At 71.1% G+C, this 14,543-nt stretch carries 15 protein-coding genes; 4 read left to right on the top strand and 11 right to left on the bottom strand.

Annotated elements, in window-relative coordinates; translation table 11 throughout:
* Positions 1 to 132: 132 nt before the first annotated feature.
* The 5 genes from ABZX79_RS37100 to afsQ1 all read right to left on the bottom strand — a co-directional run bounded on the left by ABZX79_RS37100 (position 133) and on the right by afsQ1 (position 3,897).
* Positions 133 to 333 (bottom strand): PspC domain-containing protein, encoded by a 201-nt coding sequence (locus ABZX79_RS37100; protein ID WP_355268235.1) that lies wholly within the window; start codon positions 331 to 333, stop codon positions 133 to 135.
* Between the two features lie 93 nt (positions 334 to 426).
* Complete coding sequence (locus ABZX79_RS37095) at positions 427 to 975, bottom strand: VanZ family protein (RefSeq protein WP_355268232.1); 549 nt, start codon at positions 973 to 975, stop codon at positions 427 to 429.
* 101 nt (positions 976 to 1,076) lie between these two features.
* Positions 1,077 to 1,679 carry a hypothetical protein gene (locus ABZX79_RS37090; protein ID WP_355268229.1) on the bottom strand — a complete coding sequence of 201 codons (603 nt, stop codon included), beginning with the start codon at positions 1,677 to 1,679 and terminating at the stop codon, positions 1,077 to 1,079.
* Entirely contained in the window at positions 1,679 to 3,223 is a 1,545-nt protein-coding gene (locus tag ABZX79_RS37085) for a HAMP domain-containing sensor histidine kinase (RefSeq protein ID WP_355268226.1), read from the bottom strand. The genes ABZX79_RS37090 and ABZX79_RS37085 overlap by 1 nt, the downstream gene beginning before the upstream one ends.
* Positions 3,220 to 3,897 carry a two-component system response regulator AfsQ1 gene (afsQ1, locus tag ABZX79_RS37080; protein WP_215126918.1) on the bottom strand — a complete coding sequence of 226 codons (678 nt, stop codon included), beginning with the start codon at positions 3,895 to 3,897 and terminating at the stop codon, positions 3,220 to 3,222. Before afsQ1 ends, ABZX79_RS37085 begins: the two co-directional genes overlap by 4 nt.
* Before the next feature lie 179 nt (positions 3,898 to 4,076).
* Between afsQ1 and ABZX79_RS37075 the strand changes: the two genes are divergently transcribed.
* Positions 4,077 to 4,820 carry a SigE family RNA polymerase sigma factor gene (locus tag ABZX79_RS37075; RefSeq protein ID WP_355268222.1) on the top strand — a complete coding sequence of 248 codons (744 nt, stop codon included), beginning with the start codon at positions 4,077 to 4,079 and terminating at the stop codon, positions 4,818 to 4,820.
* A 122-nt stretch (positions 4,821 to 4,942) separates the two neighbouring features.
* On the opposite strand, the gene ABZX79_RS37070 is transcribed toward ABZX79_RS37075, so the two are convergent.
* Positions 4,943 to 5,578 (bottom strand): ATP-binding protein, encoded by a 636-nt coding sequence (locus ABZX79_RS37070; RefSeq protein WP_355268241.1) that lies wholly within the window; start codon positions 5,576 to 5,578, stop codon positions 4,943 to 4,945.
* Positions 5,579 to 5,692: 114 nt separating this feature from the next.
* Here ABZX79_RS37070 and ABZX79_RS37065 point away from each other — a divergent pair, with 114 nt between their 5' ends.
* On the top strand, positions 5,693 to 6,100 hold the full coding sequence (locus tag ABZX79_RS37065; protein ID WP_355268219.1) for a hypothetical protein: 408 nt from the start codon (positions 5,693 to 5,695) through the stop codon (positions 6,098 to 6,100).
* Between the two features lie 97 nt (positions 6,101 to 6,197).
* Here the strand turns inward: ABZX79_RS37065 and ABZX79_RS37060 are convergent, their stop codons facing one another.
* The 3 genes from ABZX79_RS37060 to deoC are packed head-to-tail and all read right to left on the bottom strand — an operon-like array spanning position 6,198 to position 9,479.
* Entirely contained in the window at positions 6,198 to 7,088 is an 891-nt protein-coding gene (locus tag ABZX79_RS37060; RefSeq protein WP_355268216.1) for an aldehyde dehydrogenase family protein, read from the bottom strand.
* Positions 7,081 to 8,517, bottom strand: coding sequence for an aldehyde dehydrogenase family protein (locus tag ABZX79_RS37055; RefSeq protein WP_355268213.1), 1,437 nt, complete (start codon positions 8,515 to 8,517; stop codon positions 7,081 to 7,083). Before ABZX79_RS37055 ends, ABZX79_RS37060 begins: the two co-directional genes overlap by 8 nt.
* A 5-nt stretch (positions 8,518 to 8,522) precedes the next feature.
* Positions 8,523 to 9,479, bottom strand: a complete 957-nt coding sequence (gene deoC, locus ABZX79_RS37050) for a deoxyribose-phosphate aldolase (RefSeq protein WP_355268210.1) — start codon at positions 9,477 to 9,479, stop codon at positions 8,523 to 8,525.
* A gap of 213 nt (positions 9,480 to 9,692) precedes the next feature.
* On the opposite strand from deoC, the gene ABZX79_RS37045 reads away from it, so the two are divergent.
* Together ABZX79_RS37045 and ABZX79_RS37040 are read left to right on the top strand one after the other, a co-directional pair.
* Positions 9,693 to 10,268, top strand: coding sequence for a hypothetical protein (locus ABZX79_RS37045; protein WP_355268207.1), 576 nt, complete (start codon positions 9,693 to 9,695; stop codon positions 10,266 to 10,268).
* Positions 10,269 to 10,351: 83 nt separating this feature from the next.
* On the top strand, positions 10,352 to 10,987 hold the full coding sequence (locus tag ABZX79_RS37040; protein ID WP_355268204.1) for a PH domain-containing protein: 636 nt from the start codon (positions 10,352 to 10,354) through the stop codon (positions 10,985 to 10,987).
* A gap of 334 nt (positions 10,988 to 11,321) precedes the next feature.
* Here the strand turns inward: ABZX79_RS37040 and ABZX79_RS37035 are convergent, their stop codons facing one another.
* Both ABZX79_RS37035 and ABZX79_RS37030 read right to left on the bottom strand, forming a co-directional pair.
* Positions 11,322 to 12,530: a glycosyltransferase family 39 protein gene (locus ABZX79_RS37035; RefSeq protein ID WP_355268201.1), complete on the bottom strand. Its 1,209-nt coding sequence runs from the start codon at positions 12,528 to 12,530 to the stop codon at positions 11,322 to 11,324.
* A gap of 154 nt (positions 12,531 to 12,684) precedes the next feature.
* The gene (locus ABZX79_RS37030; protein ID WP_355268238.1) at positions 12,685 to 14,337 is read right to left on the bottom strand and encodes a phospho-sugar mutase; all 1,653 of its coding nucleotides are present in this window, start codon (positions 14,335 to 14,337) and stop codon (positions 12,685 to 12,687) included.
* Between the last annotated feature and the right edge of the window lie 206 nt (positions 14,338 to 14,543).

The following is a 14,543-nucleotide window of genomic DNA, read 5'->3' as shown; positions in this document are numbered from 1 at the left end:
TTGGGGGGTTTCGGGGGTGTGGGGGGGGGGCCCGCGGGCGGGGGGCTGCCCGCCCACCTCGTGGTGGCGGTGCGCGCCTGCTACGGCGGCCCCGCCGCCCCCCCCTTCGTGGTCGTACGGTCGTACGCCGAATTACCAGGCGGTCTTCGCCGTGTTCTCGCTGGGCAGGAACACCCACAGCGCCAGGTACACCAGGAACTGCGGCCCCGGCAGCAGACACGAGGCCACGAAGATCACTCGCATCGTGGTCGCCGAGGTACCGAAGCGCCGCGCCAGCGCAGCGCACACTCCGCCGATCACACGGTCGTTACGGGGGCGGACAAGGGCGGTCATGGCGGGCTCCTCGTGAGCTGGGCCGGGGGGTCACTTCCGGTGTGCCTCCCGATACCTCAATACTGCTCGCTGAGACCCGCCCAAAGCGTCGCTCTACGGGGCGATCCCGACCCTGGGAATCGTCGGGGTAGCCCCCTGAGACACCTCGTCCCGGCGCAGGGCACGATCCGGTACCCGCCGCTGCATGCGGCGCAGCCGCGCCCGCCCCACCGGTACGACCGCGAGGTGCGCCAGCGCTACCCCGGCCGTGTTCAGCAGCAGCGAGTCCACATCGACGACCCGGCCCGGCACCCCGGTCTGGAGCAGCTCGATCCCCAGCGAGAACAGCGCCCCGGCCAGGACCGTACGGGCCAGTGAGGCCACCGGCGACACCTGGAGTCGGCCCCCCGCCATCGGCAGCAGTACGCCCAGCGGCGCCAGCAGCAGAAGCCCCTCGCAGATACGCCGCGCCGCCCGGGCGGGACCGAGTGCCAGGTCCGCCTCGATGCCGGCCAGCGGCTGGAAGTTCGGTGCGGTCACCCAGGGGACGTCCAGGGGGCGCAACGTCAGTAACGCGACGAGCAGCAGATGCGCGGCGAGGAGTAAACCTCCCGCCGCGCGGAAGCGGAGGATGACGGCGCTGCCGTCCGAGCCATGACGCACGCCCCCCAAGACGCGGGGACCGGCAGGATCGGTTCCGCCTGAAAGCGACCGTGTCTGGAGCCACAGTGTGACGCGCCGGGCGGACACGCCGACCGGTCCGGTCAGCGCGAAGGACGGATCTCACCCAGCGTAGGCAGCACCGATTCGGGACGGGCCTTGAGCGCGGCCGTGCACTGGTAACCGCGCACCGCGTCGTCGGAAGGACCGCCCAGCAGCACGGACCGGTCGGCTCCGGCCGCCGCACTGTCCGCGTACGTACAGACGATCTGCGCCAGCGCGTGCGTCGGCAGGTCCTCCGGCTGGCTGCTCAGCCGCAGCGCTTCCCGGGGATCGCCCTTGCGCGCCCCGGAAACGGCCAGTGTCTCCCGTACATCCGTGGAGAAACCTGCCTGCTTCTCCTCGTCCGACGGCTCCGTCTTCAGCTCCTCCAGGAGCGTCCGCGCCACCCGCACCCGGTCGGACAGCTTCTCCTCGGCGATCCGCACCGCCCGGTCCACCGGCACGAGCTGCGCGCCACAGACCAGATACACCTGGAGCGGTACGCCGGGCGCCGCCTCTCCGGTGGAGTCCTGCGGCGGCAGCTCGCACGGCACCCGGGACGGCGCGGCGCCCGCGTCGACCGGCACCGAAGTGGTCCTGATCCCGCACCCGGCGAGCGCGACGCAGAGCGCGGCGAGGGCCGCGCAACGGGTCAGCCTGCGCATCACTGGTCCTCGCACTCCTCGCCCTCCCTCAAACCGTCGCCCTCTTGCCCTTCGTCGTCCGCCGACCGTGACACGTCCAGCGGCAGCCGCAGCACGAAGACCGCACCGCCCTCCGGCGAGTTGGCCGCGGTGATGTCCCCGCCGTGAATGTGCGCGTTCTCCATGGCGATGGACAGGCCGAGCCCGCTGCCCTCGGAGCGCGGCCGCGACGCGCTCGCCTTGTAGAAGCGGTCGAAGACATGCGGCAGTACGTCCTCGGGGATGCCGGGGCCGTGGTCCCGTACCTCGATGAGCAGTTCGTGGTCGACGGGCCGCACCGACACCCGCACCGGGGAGCCGCCGTGCTTGAGCGCGTTCCCGATCAGATTCGCCAGGATGACGTCGAGACGGCGCGGGTCGAGGCGCGCCACGATGCCGCGCTCGGCGTCGAGATCCACCGCGTCCAGCCACGCGCGGGCGTCGATGCAGGCGGTCACCTGGTCGGCCACGTCGACGTCGTCGAGGACGAGGCGGGCCGTACCCGCGTCGAAGCGGGTCACCTCCATCAGGTTCTCGACGAGGTCGTTGAGCCGGCGCGTCTCGCTCACCACCAGGTGCACGGCGGGCGCGATCATCGGGTCGAGGTTGTCGGCCTCGTCCTCAAGGACCTCCGCCACGGCGGTGATGGCGGTCAGCGGGGTCCGCAGTTCGTGCGACATGTCGGCGACGAAGCGGCGGCTCGACTCCTCCCGCGCGCTCATGTCCGCGACCTTCTTCTCCAGCGACTCGGCGGTCTTGTTGAACGTCCGTGACAGCTCGGCCAGTTCGTCCGTACCCGACACCCGCAGCCGGGTGTCGAGCTGCCCCTCGCCGAGACGCCGCGCGGCGTCCCCGAGCCGCTGCACGGGCTTGAGTACGGTCGTCGCCGCCGCCTGCGCGAGCAGCGCCGAGCCCAGCAGGGCGAGCGCGGTGGCGATGGCGAGGGACCAGGCCAGCGAGTTCAGGTCGTCGCGCTCCTGCTCCAGGGAGGTCAGCATGTAACCGGTGGGCCCGCCGCCGATCACCTTCGTGCCCGCGACCAGGGACGGCGGCTTGCCCTTCGGGCTGATGCGCACCCAGTAGAGGTGGTACGGAAACTCGTTGGCGTCGGTGACCTTCTGCCGCCGGTTCACCGCGTCCTGAAGCTCCTGCGGTACGTCGTCGAGCGTCAGGGCGTCGATGTCCGAAGTGCCCGCGATCGGCTTGCCCGGCTCCCGCTCGTCCACGAGCAGCACGCTGTAGCCGGGGCTGCCGCCGGCCGCCATCTGCGTCGCCGCCACCTGGAGTTCCGGCTGCGTCGGCCGCAGCGGCAGCGTCGCCGCGCGGTTCTGCATCTCCTGCCGGAAGTTGTTCAGCGCCGCGTCCTGCGTACGGGTCAGCACCGCCTCGCGGTTGAGCCAGTACGCGATGCCCGACGCGGCGACGGCGGCCGTCAGCGCCACCAGGGCGAAGACGACGACGAGCCGCAGGCGCAGACTGGTCCAGCGCGGCCCCGTCTGCGGGGACTTCTCCTGTGCAGCGCTCACGAAGGCGAGTCCAGGCGGTAGCCGACGCCACGGACCGTACGGATGAGGGTCGGCGAAGACGGTACGTCCTCGACCTTGGCCCGCAGCCGCTGCACGCACGCGTCCACCAGCCGGGAGTCACCGAGGTAGTCGTGCTCCCACACCAGCCGCAGCAACTGCTGCCGCGACAGCGCCTGTCCGGGGCGACGGCTCAGCTCGAGGAGCAGCCGCAGTTCGGTCGGCGTGAGCTGCAGGTCCTCACCGTTCTTGGTGACCGTCATGGCGGACCGGTCGATGGTCACATTGCCGAACACGGCGGCGTCGTTGGCCTCCCGCTCGCCCCGCCGCAGCACCGCGCGGATTCGGGCGTCAAGGACCCGGCCCTGCACCGGCTTGACGACGTAATCGTCGGCGCCCGACTCCAGGCCGACCACCACGTCGATGTCGTCGCTGCGCGCGGTCAGCAAAATGATGGGCAGCTGGTCGGTGCGCCTGATGCGCCGGCACACCTCGAATCCGTCGATGCCGGGCAGCATCACGTCCAGCACGATCAGATCCGGCCGCTGCTCGCGCAGCAGTTTCAGGCCGTCCTCTCCCGTCGCCGCGGTGGCCACTTTGTGGCCCTGGCGTGACAGCGAGAGTTCGAGGGCCGTGCGGATGGCGTCGTCGTCCTCGATCAGCAACAGGAAAGGCACAGGGGCCATTCTGGCCCATGGCGGAGGACTAGTTCGACAGTTGGAGCGCTCCCGTCCCTGTGACACGGCTGTGACAGTCGGCGGACACCCCGATGAAACAGCCAGGGCAAGCTCAATGGCACACGGACAGCAACGCACCGCAACGCACAGCACCGGACTCCACCGACGGGGGGCGCGAGATGAACGCACTGCACAGCACCACCTCCAGCGCAGTTGTCACGCGGCTCCACGACGTCACACGGAGCACCGAGTCCGGTGCGGGTGGGCGGGGGTGCGCTCGCGGCATCGGTCGTCAGCGCACGCAGACCACGATGCATGTGGCTGCCGTGCTCGAAGTGGGGGGCAACGGGGGCAGCGGGGGAGCGGCGTACCGGGAGGCCACGGGGGACGGGGCTTCGGCGTCGGAGGCGGAATTCACCGCCTACGTCCAGGAGCGCCGCGCCTCCCTGTACGCGACCGCCTACCACCTGACCGGCGACCGGTACGAGGCCGAGGACCTGCTGCAGAGCGCCCTCTTCTCGACGTACCGCGCCTGGGACCGCATCAGCGACAAGGCGGCGGTCGGCGGCTACCTGCGCCGCACCATGACGAACCTGCACATCAGCGCGTGGCGCAGGCGCAAGCTCAACGAATACCCGACCGAGGAACTGCCGGAGACGGCGAACGACACGGACGCGATGCGCGGCACCGAACTGCGCGCCGTGCTCTGGCAGGCGCTCGCCCGGCTGCCCGAACTCCAGCGCACGATGCTGGTCCTGCGGTATTACGAGGGCCGCACCGACCCGGAGATCGCGGACATCCTCGACATCAGTGTCGGCACGGTCAAGAGCAGCATCTGGCGGTCACTGCGCCGGCTGCGCGAGGACGAGGTCCTCAGCTTCGGCCGTGACGAGGAAGAGTCCTTCGGCGAGCTGGTGGCCTGAAGGCACGGGGGGTACGGGGGCCGCCGTTTCGGGGGAGACGGCGGAACGTACGGGGGAAATGCGGCGGGGCCGGACAGGCGGGGGAGCCTGTACGACCCCGCCGCACTGTGCGCTCTCAGTAGCTAGCGCGCGGCCGGGGTGCGGTGGCGGCCCGCCGCGGCGGCGGCGAGGCGGCCCAGGGCCTCCTCCTTCGCGCAGGGGTGCGCACCGAGAGCCGTCTGGCGGCCTACGATCGCCCGCTCGGCCCGCATGAGACGCCACCCCCTGCGCAGCAGGAACGGCACAGATTTGCGGCCCTCTCGAAGATCCCGCAGCAGCCGCCGACGGAACGTCGTCGACGGACGCCCGCGCAGGCAGAGCGCGTCAGCCAGTACGCCCAGCTCCTCGCAGCGCGCCACGATGTCCGCCGCGAAGATCCCCTCCGCCACGAACAAGGGCGTGCGCTCGATGTCCAGCGCTTCCTTGTCCACGATGGAACTGCTGGCGATGGAGTACACCGGGACTGTCGTACGCCCCGTACCGCACAGCTCCTCGATCGCCGCGACGGCGGCGTCCGCGTCCCAGGACAGCGGTGAGTCCCAGTCGATGTCCGTACTCCCCGCGACCCGCGGAAGCGTGGGGTCGTCGCCCTCTTTGTAGAAGTCGTCGAGCCGCAGCACGGGCAAACCCGTACGGGCGGCCAGCGACGACTTTCCGGAACCGGAGGGACCGGTCAGCAGGACGACGCGCGTGGGAAGAGGGGATGAACTCACGGGCAACCATTCTGCGGCATTGAGCCGGTCGGGGGACCCCACCGCGGAGCGGTTGGTATCGAGCGTCACACCTCAACTACGCTGCGTGCGCTCATGATTACTCACTCAGGCGGGAATCCCATGGCACGTGAAGCAGGTCCCAAGTACCAGCGGAGCGCGCTGCTGCGCGCAGGTCTGGCCGTCGCCGCGGCCGGTGCGGCCCTTGCCGCCGGCGGTGGTGCGGCGCACGCGGCCCCGCCGCCGGCCCCGCAGGAGGCCGCGATCGACGTACCGCTGGAGAACCTCGATCCGGCGGCCATGCCCGGTGCGCTCGGAGCCGCGAGCGCCGGTGCGCTGGCCCCGGTCAAGGACTTCCATCTGAACCCGCTGGCGGGGACGGGTGTGGACCCGCTGGACAACGGACTGGGCACGCAGGTCGCCGACTTCCAGCCGCTCAGCACGAAGCCGCTCACCGCCCCGCTCACGCAGGGCAACGCGCTGCGGGAGCTGCCGCTGGTGGGTCAGGCGGCGGGGCTGCTGCCGGGCTGAACCAGGTGGGAGCGCGGTGCGCGCGGGGGATGTGGGTCCGCCGGCATGCGGATGGGCCCGTACCGCCGAAAGCGGTACGGGCCCATCCGCATGGGGATCAGTAGGCGGAGCCGGACGCGCCCAAGGAGCCCGTCGGGTGCCAGACCGTCTTCAGTTCGAGGAAGGCCGTCAGGCGGTGCGTGCCCTGGTCGGCCGACCAGTCGCCGTCCACAGCCTGTGGACGCAGAACCCGCTTGAGATTGTCCGCGGCGGCGATCTCCAGATCGCGCGCCAGGTCGTCGTCCGCGCCCGAGAGGTCGATCGCGTTGACGTCCTGGTGGGCTGCGAGCGGCGTCGCGATCTCGCGCGTACGCCCGGTGAGGATGTTGACCACACCGCCCGGCAGGTCGGACGTGGCCAGGACCTCGCCGAGGGAGAGCGCGGGCAGCGGGGACTTCTCCGACGCGATGACGACGGCCGTGTTGCCCGTCGCGATCACCGGGGCGATCACCGAGACCAGGCCCAGGAAAGACGACTCCTGGGGGGCGACGACGGTGACGACGCCGGTGGGCTCGGGGGTGGAGAGGTTGAAGAACGGGCCCGCGACCGGGTTCGCGCCGCCGACGATCTGGGCGATCTTGTCGGTCCAGCCCGCGTACCAGACCCAGCGGTCGATCGCAGCGTCGACGACCACGGCCGCTTTCGACTTCGACAGGCCCTCCGCGTCCGCCACCTCCCGTACGAACTGGTCCCTGCGGCCCTCCAGCATCTCGGCGATGCGGTAGAGGATCTGGCCCCGGTTGTACGCCGTCGCGCCCGACCAGCCGCCGAACGCCTTGCGCGCCGCGACGACCGCGTCACGGGCGTCCTTGCGGGAGGCGAGGGGTGCGTTGGCCAGCCACTTGCCCTTTGAGTCGGTCACTTCGTACACCCGGCCGCTCTCGCTCCGGGGGAACTTGCCCCCGACGTACAGCTTGTAGGTCTTGAAGACAGTCAAGCGCTCAGACATCGAGGTACGCCTCCAGGCCGTGGCGGCCGCCTTCGCGGCCGAAGCCCGACTCCTTGTAGCCGCCGAAGGGCGAGGTCGGGTCGAACTTGTTGAACGTGTTGGCCCAGACCACACCCGCGCGGAGCTTGTTGGCGACCGCGAGGATCCGCGAGCCCTTCTCCGTCCAGATGCCGGCCGACAGGCCGTACTGGCTGTTGTTGGCCTTGGCGACGGCCTCGTCGGGCGTACGGAACGAGAGCACCGAGAGCACCGGGCCGAAGATCTCGTCGCGCGCGACGGTGTGCGCCTGTGTGACGCCCGTGAAGAGCGTCGGCGCGAACCAGTAGCCGGAGGAGGGGAGATCGCACGGCGCGGACCAGCGCTCGGCGCCCTCCGCCTCGCCGGTCTCGGTGATCTTGGTGATACGGGCGAGCTGTTCGGCGGAGTTGATGGCGCCGATGTCGGTGTTCTTGTCCAGCGGGTCGCCCAGGCGGAGAGTCGAGAGCCTGCGCTTGAGGGAGTCGAGGAGTTCGTCCTGGATCGACTCCTGGACCAGGAGGCGCGAGCCCGCGCAGCAGACCTGGCCCTGGTTGAAGAAGATGCCGGTGACGATGCCCTCGACGGCCTGGTCGATGGGGGCGTCGTCGAAGACGATGTTCGCGCCCTTGCCGCCGAGTTCGAGGGTGACCTTCTTGTGCGTGCCCGCCACCTGGCGCGCGATCGCCTTGCCCACGGCTGTGGAGCCGGTGAAGGCGACCTTGTTGACGTCCGGGTGCTCGACGAGTGCGGCGCCCGCCTCCCCGTAACCGGGAAGGATGTTGACGACGCCCTTGGGGAGGCCCGCCTGGCGGCAGATGTCCGCGAAGAAGAGCGCGGAGAGGGGGGTCGTCTCGGCGGGCTTCAGGACGACCGTGTTGCCCGTCGCGAGCGCCGGGGCGATCTTCCACGCCAGCATGAGGAGCGGGAAGTTCCAGGGGATGACCTGGCCCGCGACGCCGAGCGGGCGCGGGTTGGCGCCGTAGCCGGCGTGGTCCAGCTTGTCGGCCCAGCCCGCGTAGTAGAAGAAGTGCGCGGCGACCAGGGGGAGGTCCGCGTCGCGCGTCTCCTTGATCGGCTTGCCGTTGTCGAGCGTCTCCAGGACGGCCAGCTCGCGCGAGCGCTCCTGGATGATCCGCGCGATACGGAAGAGGTACTTGGCGCGCTCGGCGCCCGGCAGCGCGGACCACTTCTCGAAGGCCTTGCGCGCCGCCTTCACGGCGCGGTCGACGTCCTCGGTGCCCGCGCGCGCTACCTCGGAGAGGACTTCCTCGGTGGACGGCGAGATCGTCTTGAAGACCTTGCCGTCGGCCGCGTCGGTGAACTCGCCGTCGATGAACACCCCGTAGGAGGGGGCGATGTCGACTACCGAGCGGGACTCGGGAGCGGGTGCGTACTCGAATACAGATGCCATGGTGATCAGTCCACCGTCACGTAGTCGGGACCGGAGTAACGGCCGGTGCTCAGCTTCTGCCGCTGCATCAGCAGGTCGTTCAGCAGCGAGGACGCGCCGAAGCGGAACCATTCGTTGCTGAGCCAGTCCTCGCCGACCGTCTCGTTGACCAGCACCAGGAACTTGACCGCGTCCTTGGTGGTGCGGATGCCGCCGGCCGGCTTCACGCCGATCTGGATTCCAGTCTGCGCCTTGAAGTCGCGTACGGCCTCAAGCATCAGCAGGGTGTTCGGCGGGGTGGCGTTCACGCCGACCTTGCCGGTGGACGTCTTGATGAAGTCCGCGCCCGCCAGCATGCCGATCCACGACGCGCGGCGGATGTTGTCGTACGTCGAGAGCTCGCCGGTCTCGAAGATGACCTTCAGGCGGGCCTTGTCGCCGCACTCGGCCTTCACGGCCACGATCTCCTCGTAGACCTTCAGGTAGTGACCGGAGAGGAAGGCTCCGCGGTCGATCACCATGTCGATCTCGTCGGCTCCGGCGGCTACGGCGTCGCGTACGTCCGCCAGTTTCACGGGGAGTGCGGCGCGGCCGGCCGGGAAGGCGGTGGCGACCGAGGCGACCTTGATGCCCGTTCCGGCCAGGGCCTCCTTCGCGGTCTCCGCCATGTCCGGGTAGACGCAGATCGCGGCGACGCGCGGTGTCGTGCGGTCGGTCGGGTCGGGATTGGCGCCCTTGGCGCAGAGCGCCCGGACCTTGCCCGGGGTGTCCGCGCCTTCGAGCGTGGTCAGGTCGATCATGGAGATGGCCAGGTCAATGGCGTACGCCTTGGACGTGGTCTTGATCGAACGGGTACCGAGGGACGCGGCGCGCGCTTCGAGGCCGACGGTGTCTACGCCGGGGAGCCCGTGCAGGAAGCGGCGCAGCGCTGCGTCGGACGCGGTCACGTCGGCGAACGCGGATGCGGGTGCAGTGGTGGGCATGGTCACCACTGCAGCATATCTACGCGCGTAGCGACCTGTACAGCCCCTGGGGCGGATGACCGGGAGGAAGGGGAGGAACGGGAGAAAAGATCTCTGTTGCCCGCCGGTGACATGGAAGGGACGACTCCACCGCACACCCTCCCTAGATTCATCCATGCAGCCCGCCGCCCGGCCTTCCGCCGGTCCGCAACACTCTCTGACCAGGAGACCCGCATGTCGAGCCTGAACTCCCGCCGTCGTACCACCCTCCGAGCCCTGACCACCGTGGCGCTCGCCGCCGCCCTCCTGGCCCCGGCCGCCACCGCCATCGCCAGCGGCCCGGCTTCGCCCGCCGCGTCGGCCGTGTCCGCCGTGTCCGCCGCGAAGTCCGCCGCCCCGATACGGAGCCAGAAGCTGGTCGACGGCAGCACCGCCAGGATCTACAAGCTGGGCGCCCACCACTACCGCATGGACAACATCTCCCGCGACGGCCACCTCCTCGGCACCCTGGAGGCCAAGAACGCCGACGCGGGTGGGCAGCACAACGGAATGTTCGTCGTTCTGACCCGCGACGGTGAGGTCGTCTCCTGGACCGGCCGTGCGCGCTACGGCGCTGGTACGTTCCCGCTGCCCGACGGCAGCACCGCCAAGGTCGCCAAGGTGGCGGCGGGCCACTTCACTCTGAAGATCGTCCACCAGGGGCAGGTCCTTGGGACGCTGGTCGCCAACAACCGTGCCGCGGCCGTGAACGCCAACGGGATGTACATCGTCCTGACGCCCGACGGCACCCACAGCGCCTGGACCCGCTGAGGCGGGACGCCGGCGGCTGGGACGTTGCCGTAACGCAATCTCCCGGCCGCTCCCGGCCGTCGTGGTTCAGGCAGAATCACCCCATGACAAGCAGCCCCAAACCCCCCTCCGAGCCGACGTACGCCGACCGAGTCTTCCGGTCGCCCTCCGCCCTGGCCGGCGGAGTCCTGGTGCTCGCGCTGGCCGCCTGGGTCGGCGGCGACGCGCTGGTGCGCGGGGAGGGGCGTACGCCGTGGGCGGCCGTGGCGGGGCTGCTGTTCGCCGTGCCGCTGGTGGTGGCCTTCACGCTGCGGCCCGCCGTCTTCGCCAACGACGACCGGCTCCGGATCCGCAATCCCTTCCGTACGATCACGCTGCCGTGGGCGTCCGTCGAGGGAGTACGGGCCGGGTACTCCAGCGAGGTGTTCGCGGGCGGCAAGAAGTACCAGCTGTGGGCGATCCCGGTCTCGCTGCGCCAGCGCAAGCGCGTCGCCCGGCAGCAGGCCAGGAAGGCGACGGACGACCCGTACGGCCGGACGTCCGCCACCGCCGACGTCACGGACACGGGCGCGCGCAGGGCGCCGGCCGACCAGACGGTCGACGATCTGCGGGAGCAGGCGGAGCGGTGCGCGGGGCGGGCGACCGCGCAGGGCAGTCCGTCTGTGCGCTGGGCGTACGAGATCATCGCGCCGTGCGCGGTGGGCGCGATCGCGCTCGCCGTGCTTTTCGCCACTGGGTGAAGCCGACGCGGGGGTCTTTTCGGCGCTTGCGCCGTTCGGCCTTGGGGGCCTTTCGGGCTTCGTTTGGCTGTGCCGGACTCCGTCCGTCGGGTGGTCGGCCGGCCGGGGCGGCTCTCGTGGTCGGGGGTGCGGGTGTCCGGGTTTCGTGAGCGCCGGGCGTTGGGGTCGGTGCCGCGCCGTGGCGTCTCCTCGGGCGTCGAACGTTCGGGTACTGCGTTGTCTCGTCGGGGTGGTTGCGTTCAACGCCCTGCGGGGAGCGCCCCGCCACGTCCCCTCCTGGCACCGTGGACTGTGAAAGGGAGCGCCCGGCTTCGTCCTCTCCTGGCACTGGGGCTTAGGGCGGGCCGGGCCAGATCAGTTGCATGTACGCCCCGAACCACACCGACGCGAGCGCCGTTCCGCCCATCACCAGCGCTCCGGTGAGCCGCCGGGCCCGCCCCACCGCCAGGGCGATCGGCAGCAGCAGCGGGAAGCCCGGGATCAGGAAGCGGGCGCGCGGGAAGTAGACGCCGCCGCTGCCCAGGACGACCAGCAGCAGTACGCCGGTGAACACCAGAAGGGGGAGCGGCAGGCGCTCGGCGGCGCAGAGGAGGAACAGGGCTACGGACAGGAACAGCACCAGCGTCACCACCACCAGGTACAGGTGCGGCTTCGACTGGTAGAGCAGGAAGCGCCGCATCTCGCGCAGCGTGTCGGCCCCGCCGTCCCACTCGTTGAGCCACAGCTTCTGTACGGCGAGGTAGCCGTCCCAGCGGCCGAGGCGCAGGCCCACCCAGGCGACGTAACCGAACCATCCCAGCGGCGCGATCAGCCCGGCGGCGAGCACGGCGGGCCGCAGCACCCTCCCGCCCCGCCAGGACCGCCACAGTGCCACCGCCGCCGCCATCGAGACGGCCGCGGCGACCGCGATGCCGGTGGGGCGGGTCAGGCCGGCGAGCGTGGCGAGGGAGCCGGCCCACAGCCAGTGGCCGGCGAGGACGGCGTACAGCGACCAGGCCGTCAGTGCGGTGAAGAGTGATTCCGTGTAGCCCATCCACTGGACTACCGCGACCGGCATGCAGCCCCACAGGACGGCCAGCAGGGTGCCGACGCGGCGCCCGTACAGCCGGTCGCCGACCGCGAAGATGCCCCATGCCGCGAGGAGTGAGAAGGCTACGGCGAGGAATACGCCGACGCTGGCGCGCGAGCCCGGGGTGATGGCCGCGACGGCCTTGATCAGGACCGGGTAGAGGGGGAAGAAGGCGAGGTTGTTGCTGTTGCGGGCGGTGCCGAGGGTGGAGGCGTACCCGCTGTCGGCGATCTCCAGGTACCAGCGGGAGTCCCAGGAGGTGGCGAGGGCGGGCCATAGGCCGTGGCCCTTCAGGTGGGCCCAGTGTGCGAGCACGAGCACGCCCAGGACGCGTACGGCGACGTATCCGGCCAGGGCGGGGGCGGCCCGCCGCAGACAGTTCGTGAGCCGTTCCCGCGTGCCTTCGTACGGGCGCCTGGCGGCTGGGACGGCCCTGCGGGGCCGGGGGGTCACCGTGGGTGCGGTCGGGCGCAAGGCGGCAGCTCCTGGGACTCGGCGGGGGATACCGGGTCACCCTTCCTTGCGCGATCAGGAGAGGGCATGGGGCGCTGCGTCACCTGCCGTACGGAAACCACCCGTCCGGGCGGTCGGCCCCGGGCAGGGAACCGACCGCACGGCGCTTGGTGATTCAGATGCCGGCGGCCGCCGACAGGTCGTGCTTGATCGCGGCGAGGATGGCCTCCGCGCGCTCCTTGGCCGGGGGCAGCTCGTTCGCGCCGGCGACCGGGACCACGGCCTCCAGGTAGCACTTGAGCTTCGGTTCGGTGCCGCTCGGGCGGACGATCACGCGGGCCTTCACCTCACCGTCGAGGTAGTAGCGCAGGCCGTCGGTGGGCGGAAGCTTGTCCGTGCCGCGTGTGAGGTCCTCGGCGGAGGTGACGGTCAGGCCCGCGAGCGTGGTGGGCGGCTGGGCGCGCAGCCGGGCCATCGCTTCGGCGATCACCGTCAGGTCCTCGACACGGACGGAGAGCTGGTCGGTGGCGTGCAGGCCGTGCTCGACGGCGAGGTCGTCGAGGAGGTCGAGGAGCGTGCGGCCCTCGGACTTCAGGACGGAGGCGAGCTCGGTGATGAGGAGCGCCGCCGTGATGCCGTCCTTGTCGCGTACGCCCTCGGGGTCGACGCAGTAGCCGAGGGCCTCTTCGTAGCCGTAGCGCAGGCCGTCGACGCGGGCGATCCACTTGAAGCCGGTCAGGGTCTCCTCGTACGGCAGACCGGCGGCGGCGGCGATCCGGCCGAGGAGGGACGACGACACGATGGATTCGGCGAAGGTGCCGCTGGCTCCGTTGCGGACCAGGTGGGCGGCGAGCAGCGCGCCGACCTCGTCGCCGCGCAGCATCCGCCAGTCGTCGGTGCCGGGTACGGGAACGGCTACGGCGCAGCGGTCGGCGTCAGGGTCGTTCGCGACGATCAGGTCGGGCTGGGTGCGGCGCGCGGTGGCGAAGGCCAGGTCCATGGCCCCCGGCTCCTCCGGGTTGGGGAAGGCGACCGTGGGGAAGTCCGGGTCCGGTTCGGCCTGCTCGGCGACGAGCACGGGCTCGGGGAATCCGGCGCGGGCGAAGGCGGCCGTCAGGACCTCCTTGCCGACGCCGTGCATGGCCGTGTAGACGACGCGGGCGGTGCGGGGGGAGCCCGCGGTCAGGACCTCGTCCGTACGGGCGAGGTAGGCCTCCAGGACCTCTTCGTTGAGGGTGAACCAGCCGTTGTCGGGGCGCGGTACGTCGGCGAGTGACCGTACGGCGTCGATCTCGGCGGCGATTTCGGCGTCGGCGGGGGGAACGATCTGGGAGCCGTCGCCGAGGTAGACCTTGTAACCGTTGTCGCGGGGCGGGTTGTGGCTCGCGGTGACCTCGACGCCGGCTGCGGCGCCCAGGTGCCTTATGGCGAAGGCCAGTACGGGGGTGGGCAGCGGGCGGGGCAGGAGGGCGGCGCGCAGACCGGCGCCGGTCATGACGGCGGCGGTGTCGCGGGCGAAGTCGGCGCTCTTGTGGCGGGCGTCGTAGCCGATGACGACGAGGCCGTCGGTCTGGCCGTTGGCCTTCAGGTACGCGGCGAGGCCGGCGGCGGCGCGGATGACCACGGCGCGGTTCATGCGCATGGGGCCCGCGCCGAGTTCTCCGCGCAGGCCCGCCGTGCCGAACTGGAGGGTGCCGGCGAAGCGCCCGGCGATCTCGTCCAGGGCCTCGGCGTCGATGAGCTTGGCGAGCTCGTCGCGGGTCTCGCTGTCCGGGTCCTCGGCCAGCCAGGCCTGCGCCCGGGCGATGAGCTCCTGCTCCTGCTGCACGATGTGGTCCACCTCTCGTGTGTGGTGCGTTGCGATTCGCCTGCGGCGAGCTTGTTCCCCGCCCCGCCCCCAGATCACGCGGACGCCCTACGGGCGTGTCCTCGAACGCCGGACGGGCTGGAGTTGCCACGGCTGGTTCTGCCGCGTGCGGCTACCTTCGGCGGACGGGGCCCGGGTGGGCGCACACCCACCCCCACCGCGGTAGG

Origin of the sequence: Streptomyces sp. NPDC002994, from assembly GCF_040611155.1 — a bacterium.
Classification (GTDB): domain Bacteria; phylum Actinomycetota; class Actinomycetes; order Streptomycetales; family Streptomycetaceae; genus Streptomyces.
This window is presented reverse-complemented; position numbering and strand designations above follow the sequence as displayed.

Excerpts from the sequence above, each read along its gene's own strand:
- ABZX79_RS37100 (WP_355268235.1), bottom strand. The coding sequence starts at position 333 with ATGACCGCCCTTGTCCGCCCCCGTAACGACCGTGTGATCGGCGGAGTG.
- ABZX79_RS37090 (WP_355268229.1), bottom strand. The coding sequence starts at position 1,679 with ATGCGCAGGCTGACCCGTTGCGCGGCCCTCGCCGCGCTCTGCGTCGCG.
- ABZX79_RS37075 (WP_355268222.1), top strand. The coding sequence starts at position 4,077 with ATGAACGCACTGCACAGCACCACCTCCAGCGCAGTTGTCACGCGGCTC.
- ABZX79_RS37065 (WP_355268219.1), top strand. The coding sequence starts at position 5,693 with ATGGCACGTGAAGCAGGTCCCAAGTACCAGCGGAGCGCGCTGCTGCGC.
- ABZX79_RS37060 (WP_355268216.1), bottom strand. The coding sequence starts at position 7,088 with ATGTCTGAGCGCTTGACTGTCTTCAAGACCTACAAGCTGTACGTCGGG.
- ABZX79_RS37055 (WP_355268213.1), bottom strand. The coding sequence starts at position 8,517 with ATGGCATCTGTATTCGAGTACGCACCCGCTCCCGAGTCCCGCTCGGTA.
- deoC (WP_355268210.1), bottom strand. The coding sequence starts at position 9,479 with ATGCCCACCACTGCACCCGCATCCGCGTTCGCCGACGTGACCGCGTCC.
- ABZX79_RS37045 (WP_355268207.1), top strand. The coding sequence starts at position 9,693 with ATGTCGAGCCTGAACTCCCGCCGTCGTACCACCCTCCGAGCCCTGACC.
- ABZX79_RS37040 (WP_355268204.1), top strand. The coding sequence starts at position 10,352 with ATGACAAGCAGCCCCAAACCCCCCTCCGAGCCGACGTACGCCGACCGA.